At 62.0% G+C, this 324-nt stretch carries 1 protein-coding gene; it reads right to left on the reverse strand.

From position 1 onward, the window contains the following. A partial coding sequence (locus HX786_RS31695) for an aldehyde dehydrogenase family protein (RefSeq protein ID WP_178913102.1) occupies positions 1 to 324 on the reverse strand: 324 nt, incomplete at both ends.

The following is a 324-nucleotide window of genomic DNA, read 5'->3' on the forward strand; positions in this document are numbered from 1 at the left end:
CTGACGCAGGTTCCAGTTGTCGATGCCGCCGCCGATGTTGTCGCTGAAATCGGTTTTCAACAGGTTTGGCGCGCCGCAGGCGAACTCGACGATCTCGATACCACGGGTGACTTCGCCCTTGGCGTCGGAGAACACTTTGCCGTGTTCGCGGCTGATGATTTCAGCCAGCTCATCGTGGTGCTGGTCGAGCAATTCCTTGAACTTGAACAGCACCCGCGAACGGCGCAGGGATGATTGCTCGGACCACGCCGGGAAGGCTTTCAGCGCCGACGCCACGGCCTCATCGACGGTCTTCTGGCTGGCCAGCCCGACGCGGGCCTGGAC

It is taken from the genome of Pseudomonas sp. 21615526 (assembly GCF_013386245.1).
Classification (GTDB): Bacteria; Pseudomonadota; Gammaproteobacteria; order Pseudomonadales; family Pseudomonadaceae; genus Aquipseudomonas.